7 protein-coding genes and 1 pseudogene are annotated in these 7,316 nt (G+C 65.8%); 5 read left to right on the top strand and 3 right to left on the bottom strand.

Annotation, left to right across the window (positions count from 1 at the left end):
* Both H8B02_RS43270 and H8B02_RS43265 read left to right on the top strand, forming a co-directional pair.
* A pseudogene (locus H8B02_RS43270) lies at positions 1-481 on the top strand (DUF308 domain-containing protein); the annotation flags it as partial.
* A 179-nt stretch (positions 482-660) separates the two neighbouring features.
* Entirely contained in the window at positions 661-1,074 is a 414-nt protein-coding gene (locus H8B02_RS43265) for a Ros/MucR family transcriptional regulator (RefSeq protein ID WP_229171872.1), read from the top strand.
* A 5-nt stretch (positions 1,075-1,079) separates the two neighbouring features.
* Here H8B02_RS43265 and H8B02_RS43260 read toward each other — a convergent pair whose 3' ends face one another.
* Together H8B02_RS43260 and H8B02_RS43255 are read right to left on the bottom strand one after the other, a co-directional pair.
* Positions 1,080-1,511: a SufE family protein gene (locus H8B02_RS43260; protein WP_229171870.1), complete on the bottom strand. Its 432-nt coding sequence runs from the start codon at positions 1,509-1,511 to the stop codon at positions 1,080-1,082.
* Positions 1,512-1,654: 143 nt separating this feature from the next.
* Positions 1,655-2,032, bottom strand: coding sequence for a DUF5330 domain-containing protein (locus tag H8B02_RS43255; protein WP_229171868.1), 378 nt, complete (start codon positions 2,030-2,032; stop codon positions 1,655-1,657).
* 432 nt (positions 2,033-2,464) lie between these two features.
* On the opposite strand from H8B02_RS43255, the gene H8B02_RS43250 reads away from it, so the two are divergent.
* Positions 2,465-4,276 carry an ATP-binding protein gene (locus H8B02_RS43250; RefSeq protein WP_229171866.1) on the top strand — a complete coding sequence of 604 codons (1,812 nt, stop codon included), beginning with the start codon at positions 2,465-2,467 and terminating at the stop codon, positions 4,274-4,276.
* The gene (locus tag H8B02_RS43245) at positions 4,269-5,033 is read left to right on the top strand and encodes a peptidoglycan-binding domain-containing protein (RefSeq protein ID WP_229171864.1); all 765 of its coding nucleotides are present in this window, start codon (positions 4,269-4,271) and stop codon (positions 5,031-5,033) included. The genes H8B02_RS43250 and H8B02_RS43245 overlap by 8 nt, the downstream gene beginning before the upstream one ends.
* A gap of 71 nt (positions 5,034-5,104) precedes the next feature.
* Here H8B02_RS43245 and H8B02_RS43240 read toward each other — a convergent pair whose 3' ends face one another.
* Entirely contained in the window at positions 5,105-6,748 is a 1,644-nt protein-coding gene (locus H8B02_RS43240; protein WP_229171862.1) for an ankyrin repeat domain-containing protein, read from the bottom strand.
* 226 nt (positions 6,749-6,974) lie between these two features.
* Here H8B02_RS43240 and H8B02_RS43235 point away from each other — a divergent pair.
* Positions 6,975-7,316: DUF1491 family protein (locus H8B02_RS43235; protein ID WP_229171860.1), on the top strand; the 342-nt coding region annotated here is incomplete at its 3' end.

Genomic DNA, 7,316 nt, shown 5'->3' with positions numbered 1-7,316 from the left:
CGCCCGTGCCGGGTGGCGCGCCCCGGAGGGCGAAGCCACGCCCAAGCGGCGCAACCTGCTGTTTTCGTCCTCGCGGAAGGAACGCGAGCGCGCCCAGAGCCGCACGGCCGAGCCGCTGACGCCGGATCTGCTGTCGCCGGAGCTGCGTCCTGATCCGGCCGCGGCGGCCGAGCCCGCACCGGCAACGTTCGACGATGCCTGGCCGAAGGCCGAGCGGCCGCGGTCGGTCGATGTCGCGCCGCGGCGCACGCCCCGGCCGTCGACCTTCGGCGAGACCCAGTCAGCCGGCGCGGCGCCGTCATCAGGCCACCCACCGCCGCCCCAGGAGCAGCCGCCGGTGACTGTGCTCAAATCGGGCGTCGTGGACGGCATGGCCTATTCGCTCTATTCGGACGGCTCTATCGAGGCGCAGATGCCGGAGGGCATGATGCGGTTTGCCTCGATCGACGAGCTCAGGTCGCATCTGGAGCAGCGGCCCTAAGGTCGGCGTCAATACTTGCGAGCGGCCGGTTCGAGGCCGGAAAAATACGGCCGTTCTTGTCAGATTTGCTGTAATCCGCTCATATTCGCAAAGTAGTACGCGATTCCATTAATGTATTGCTGCATGTGGATACTGTCCGGTGGGCGCCGGGCCGTCGAGAGCACGGGGAAGATTGAGCCATGTCCGATACGTCAGGCAAAACGCCGGTCGAGCTGACCGCAAATATCGTTTCGGCCTATCTCAGCAACAATCCGACGCCGGCCTCGGACATTCCGAGCCTGATCAGCCAGGTCCACGCGGCGCTGCTGCGGGTGTCGAGCGGGCGCGCCGACGCGCCGAGCGAGCCGGCCAAGCCGGCGGTGTCGATGAAGAAGTCGATCACGCCGGAATATCTGGTGTGTCTCGAGGACGGCAAGCGCTTCAAGTCGCTCAAGCGCCATCTGCGCACGCAGTACAATATGACGCCGGAGCAATATCGCGACAAATGGGGCTTGCCGGCCGACTATCCGATGGTGGCGCCGAACTATGCGGTGGCCCGATCGCAGCTCGCCAAGAAAATGGGACTTGGCCAGCAGGCCCGGAAGCGGAAGTAAGGGTTTTACGCGGCGGACGCCAGCGCTTCGCGCGCATCGTTGCGGATGCGATCGACCATCGAGCGGAGGCCGTTGGAGCGCTGCGGCGTCAGATGGTCGCGGAAGCCGAACTCGTCGAACAGCGCGAGCGCGTCGGTGGCGAGGATTTGCTTCGGCGTGTGCCCGGAAAACAGCATCAGCACGATCGCGACCAGGCCGCGCACGATGTGGGCGTCGCTGTCGCCGACATAGCTCAGGCGCGGTTCGCCATTGGCATCGCGATCGATCCGCTTCGACAGCCAGACCTGGCTGACGCAACCCTGCACCTTGTTCTCGGCCGAGTGCTCCGCCTCCGACAACGGCTCCAGCGTGCGGCCGAGCTCGATGACATAGCGGTAACGGTCGTCCCACTCGTCCAGCAGCGCAAAATTGTCCCTGATTTCGTCGATCGTCGTCATCGTGGCCCGCGTCCTATTCTCAACGGCTTATATAGGATGGCTGGCCGCGAAAGCGACGAAAATGGAACCGGTTCCCGGTTGTTTTGACGTGTTTTCTTCACGCGAACCGGCATCCGCCTCACGCGAAAGCGCTCGATTGGTGCTTACGGCATCGGCGGCAGGCGGAATTCAATCATCTGATCGTCCGCCGTCAGCGTGTCGCGGGACGCGCCCGGGTCGGTATCATCCTTGCCGATCGAGCCGGTGTGGTCGGGCGGCTTCTTGTCGGTGATGATCTGGTAGAGCTTGCGCGCACCATCGGTCGCGCGCTGGCCGATCGCGGTCGCGGCCTGGCCGCCGACTTCGCAGGCGGAAGGCTGACGCTTGCAGAACTGACCCATGTCGTTGATCGTCGCCGTCGCGGCCGACACCGCATCCGATGCGCTGATCTGCGGCGTCCTGTCCGCTTCAGGGGGTTTGTCTCTCGGCAGCAGCACGAGCACAAGCCCGAGCCAGAATGCCAAACGCAGCAGGAAGAACATGGCGCGATCCCGGTCGTCTATCTTGTCTTGCTTCTTGCGCGGTCGATGCCGCTATTGCCCTCACGGTTAGCATCGGTCGATAAATCGGAAGTATCTGCATTGAAGTAAATCCGTCGAAAAATCGCGGAAAATTCGCCTGAATCGATTCGCCGTAAATTTTCGATTGATGGCGGCTGACGAGTGCCGGATACGCAAGATGCGCCGCGTCCACTATTTCGAAACCATAGTTTGTCGCACCCGGAAACCAGCCGTTCACCATCCCCGACAAATGACCGGTGAATGGCAGCGTCGAAGCCTCGCCAATGCACGGTGTTTGGCAGGAGGCCGCCCCGCCTTAGCGTTCGCTTAAGTTCGCTCTGACACGTTGGCCTGCAATCACAAAGGAGGCGTTCCGGCGCGTCTGTCTGACGATTACGCCGAAGCGCGAGTGCTGTGAGTAGTTTGAGTCTGATCCGCGATTGCCTGGATGCGCTGCTGCATCCGTCGGCGCAATATGATGCGCTGACGCGTGCGCGCCACCGTGCCTTCATGGCGCCGCGGCTGCTCGGCAGTCTGGCGGCGCTGGCCTCGTTCCCGGCCTTTCTGGCGATGCGCGGGGCGCCGACGGCGATCGAGGTCGCGGCCTTCGCCTGGCTGATCGCGCCGATCCTGCTGTCCTGGTTCCTGTCGCGCACCGGCCGCTATGAAGGCGCGCATGTGCTGTCGTCGCTGGCGCTCGCCGGTCTCGTGATGATGGTCGCGGCGTCGACCGGCGGCATCGCGTCGTTCGCGGCGGTGTGGCTCGTCGTGATTCCGATCGAGGCGGCGCTGTCGGCCTCGCGGCGCGTGGTGGCGTTTGCGTTCGCGCTGGCGATGATCTGCGCAGCGCTGCTTAGCGTGCTTGGCCATTACCACGTGCTGCCGGTGGTCGATCCCGCGGTTGCGTCGAACAGCATGCTGGTCGGGTTCGGCGTCGTGTCGGCGATCTTCTATGCGGCTGGGCTTGCCTTCGGCGCGGAGTCGCTGGCGCGCACCAGCGTGGCGCTGCTTTACGTCGAGGAAGAGCGCTACCGCCTGCTCGCGCACAACATGAGCGACGTGCTGTCGCGGCACAGCCGCAACGGCGCGGTGCGCTTCATCTCGCCCGCGGTCGAGATCATGCTCGGCGTGCCGGCATCGCGGCTGTCCGGCCACGGGCTGTTCGACCGCGTTCATGTCGCCGATCGTCCGGCCTATCTCACCGCGCTGTCGGACGCCGCGCGCGGCGAATCCCGCAGCGTCGAGTTCCGCGTGCGCCGCGACGGTGCGCGTGGCGAGGCTGCCGCCGAATTCATCTGGGTCGAGATGCGCTGCCGTGCGCTCGAGCAGGCCTCCGCCGATGCCGAGGTGGTCGCCGTGATCCGCGACGTGACCGATCGCAAGGTGCAGGAGCACGCGCTCGAACAGGCGCGCCATGCGGCCGAGCAGGCCGATGCGTCGAAGACGCGCTTCCTGGCCACCATGAGCCACGAGCTGCGCACCCCGCTCAACGCCATCATCGGCTTCTCCGAGATGATCGCGCAGGAAGACGTGCTTGGCCTCGACGCGGCCCGCCGCAAGGAATACGCGCAGCTGATCAACGACTCCGGCCAGCATCTGCTGTCCGTCGTCAACGGCATCCTCGACATGTCGAAGATGGAGTCCGGCAATTTCGAGATTTCGCCGGAGCCGTTTGCGCCGCGGCCGGCGCTGCTCAATTGCTGCAATCTGGTGGCGTTGAAGGCGCGCGAGAGCGGTGTCGACCTCGTCACCCGCGTGCCGGACGACCTGCCGATCGTGAACGGCGATTCGCGCGCGTTCAAGCAGATCGTCCTCAATCTGGTTTCCAACGCCATCAAGTTCACCGAGCGTGGTGGCAAGGTGACCGTGTCGGCCGGCGTTGAGGGATCGCGGCTCTTGCTGCGGGTCTCCGACACCGGCGTCGGCATCGCCGCCGACGACCTCAAGCGGATCGGCGATCCGTTCTTCCAGGCCGGCAAGACCTATCAGCGGCGCCACGAAGGCACCGGCCTCGGCCTGTCCATCGTCAAGGGGCTGGTCGGTCTGCACAACGGCGAGATGAATGTGGAGAGCAAGGTGGGCGAGGGCACCATCGTGTCGGTCGCGCTGCCGCTGTCGTTTACCCCGCCTGCCGCGGTCGAGCCGTCCAGCAATGTCTCGACGCTGAAGCCCGCGTTGCGGTCCGGACTGCAAGAACAAACCCAACAGGTGAAGAAGAGTGCCTAGACAGACTTTGGATGACGACGAAACGCCGCGCCGTCGCCGCGGCGCCAAGGCGGTGGCCATCGCGGCCGAGGAGGAACGTGGCCTCGTCCTGCGCCTGCTGCTGCATAGTCCGAAGGATCTGGTTGCGGGCGTGCTGGCATTGTCCGCCATTGTTGCGATCCTGATCAACGCACTGTTCCTGCAGGCTGGCCGTCATCCGTCGCCGATGTTCGGCGGTTCGGTGGTGACGCTGCCGCCGCCGGCCCCGGTTGCTGCCGCCACCAGTCCGATTCCGCGCCCGCGTCCTGCCGAGGCCGCCGCCCGATCGATCGAGCCCGCTGCCGTGGAACCATCAAGGCCGGTTGACGTGAAGCCGGTGGAGACCAAGCCCGCCGAGTCCAGGTCCGTTGAAGCCAAGCCGGCCGAACCTAAGGTCGAGTCCAAGCCGGTCGATCCGATGGCCAACCTGGTGCTGAAGTCGACCGTCGCGCCGCCGGCGGCCGCGCCGTCCCCGGCCGCCGCGCCGTCCGGCGTCATTCGTCCGCCGGCGCCGATCCCGACACAACATCTGAGCCCGGCCGGCAAGCGTATCGCAGCGGTCCAGCGGACGCTGACCGAATATGGCTACGGTCAGCTCAAGCCGACCGGCACGATCGGCGCCGATACCCAGCACGCGATCGCGAAGTTCGAGCGCGCGCGCAAGCTGCCGCTGACCGGCCAGATGTCCGATCGCCTCGTGCGCGAGCTCAGCACGATGATCGGGCATTCGATCGACTAGGCTATGCTGTCCTTGCCATGGCCGGGTCTTGCTCGACCATGCACGTCGTTCGTCGACGCGCTGACATGTCGTCAGATTGCGTCGCCCAGCAGAATGTCCGTGACCTCGTCGGAGAACAGCTTCCTGCGGCCGGCCAGGAGCACCCATTCCGGATCGTCGCGATCCGGAATGGCGCGCGGCATCCCGTGATCGAGCAGCGCCTGTGCGCAGCCCACCCAATCGCCGCCACTGACCGGTTCATTGCAGGACGCCCACGACAAGCTTCCCGACGCGTTGTCGCCGAAGCCGTGCTGCTCGGTCCACTCGGCGCCGTGCTCGAGCAGGAATCGTGTCAGTCCGGCATTGCCGCGGAACACCGCATGATTGAGCGCCGAGGCATCCCAATCGCCGCCACGCACCGTGATAGGCCAGCCGAGCTTGACCATCAGCCGCACCGCATCGTCGGCGCCTGAAGCGGCGAGCTCGGGAAGCAGGCGCAACTGCTGCGCAGAGAGCGCCCCCGGAAGGTCGGGCCTCTCAGCGTGGATCCGCTGCGCTTCGCTCTCGTTGCCGCTGGAGCACGCCGCGACGAACCGCTCGTCATCGGCGAGCGTCTCGTTGCCAATGCGCTCGCGCAGCAGTTCGGCGACCTCGGTCAGGCCGAATTGCAATGCGTACCGGTAAGCGCTGAGCCCGCTTGGTGTGGTGATGTGCGGGTCTGCGCCGGCGTCGAGCAAGGTCGCGATGCACCGTCGTGATCGCCGCCGCCGGATCGCCCACATCAGCGGCGATCCGCAGTCCGTCAGCGGCGCGTTGCGCGCCGGCTCGTTCGGATCGCCGCCGTGCCGCAGCAGCAATTCGAGCGCCGCCACGTTCTCGTCGTCGAGCACCTTGTACATCGCGTTGGTGCCGGCGATCCGCGCGCCGTGCTCGAGCAGCAGGCCTGTCGTCACGGAGCCTTCGAGCGAGTGGTACAGCGATTCATTGTCGTTCGGATTGGCGCCCGCCTCGAGCAGCAGCCGGGTCAGCGCGAGATCGTGATTGCGCCCGGCGGCGCCATACAGTGCCGACAGCGGATTACTGTCATCGGGCGCGTCGAGCGATCCGGGCGGCCAGCGGCTGCTGATGTACTGGTCGGGATCGGCGCCGGCCTGCAGCAGCAGGCGCGCGCAGCGATGCAGCCGCGCCTGAAATTCCGGAATCTGCAGCAGGCTGGAATGCGTGACCGCAACCAGCGGCGGCAGTTTTAGGGGACCGCCGGGACGGTTGACCCATGCGGGATCACTGGCTGCAGTGCGCCGTATCGTCTCCTCGTCGCCGATGGCGCAGGCGAGATAGGGATCACCGGCCACAAGATCGGGATCCTCGGTGAGCATCCGCATTGCGACGCGCGGATGGGCGCGATCGGTGGTGCCGTTGACCTCTGCGGCATAGACCAGCTGCAGCCAGCGCCGCACCCGATCGTCCCGGCTCTTGCCTGATGGCAATTGGGCTTCGACATAGCGCCGCAGGTCCGGCCATGAGGCGAAGCCGAGATCGCGCGCCACGCAGGACTGCGCATCGTGAAGCCGCAGATCGAGTGCAGCGATTTGCGCGTCGCTGCGCCCGGCCGCAGCCGCAAGCGCCTGCCGGAAACGGGCGTAAGCCTCCGGGGCCTGTCGCCGGTAAAGGCGAAGGAGCTCCTTGGCCTGCTTCTTCAGATGTTCGAGATTCAATCGCGCGGGCGATCGGTTCATGAAAACCTCCGTGCATCAATCGCCGATGGTCCACAAAACCGGCTGCACAAAGGCTTGGTTGGCCGCGTATTCGATGCAAGTGGGTTCAACCCTTCCCGTGGACCCGGGCGCGGCTTGCACCGCAGATGCAAGGATATGAGCGGCGGTTGTGTCGGTCAACCCGCCGGAGCGTGATGTCATCTGTGACAATTGGACGTGGCCGCGGCGCTGGCCTATAGGTCGGCGCATGCGATTGAAAACCAGCATATGGGTCGCGGCGTATCTGCGCCGCTGCCAGACCGAAGGCGTGTTCGGCGCGATCCGCAAGAAAGGCGCCGAGGAGGCCGGCGCCGTGTTCGTCAAGGTGGCGCTGATGGACGGCAACGCGATGCTGTATGCGCCGGCGCCGCAGACGGTCTATGACGACAGCCGTCCGGCCGAGCGGCTGTTCGTGCCGACCGCACAGCAGCCGGTGTCCGAGCCTTCAGTCGAGGAGCGGTTGATCAAGGAGCTCCGCTTCGATCCCGACGCCTGGATCGTCGAGACCGAAGATCGCGCCGGGCGGCACTTTCTCGATCTGGCGAAGGCC

The sequence above is a fragment of the Bradyrhizobium altum genome (assembly GCF_020889705.1).
GTDB classification, from domain to species: domain Bacteria; phylum Pseudomonadota; class Alphaproteobacteria; order Rhizobiales; family Xanthobacteraceae; genus Bradyrhizobium; species Bradyrhizobium altum.
This window is presented reverse-complemented; position numbering and strand designations above follow the sequence as displayed.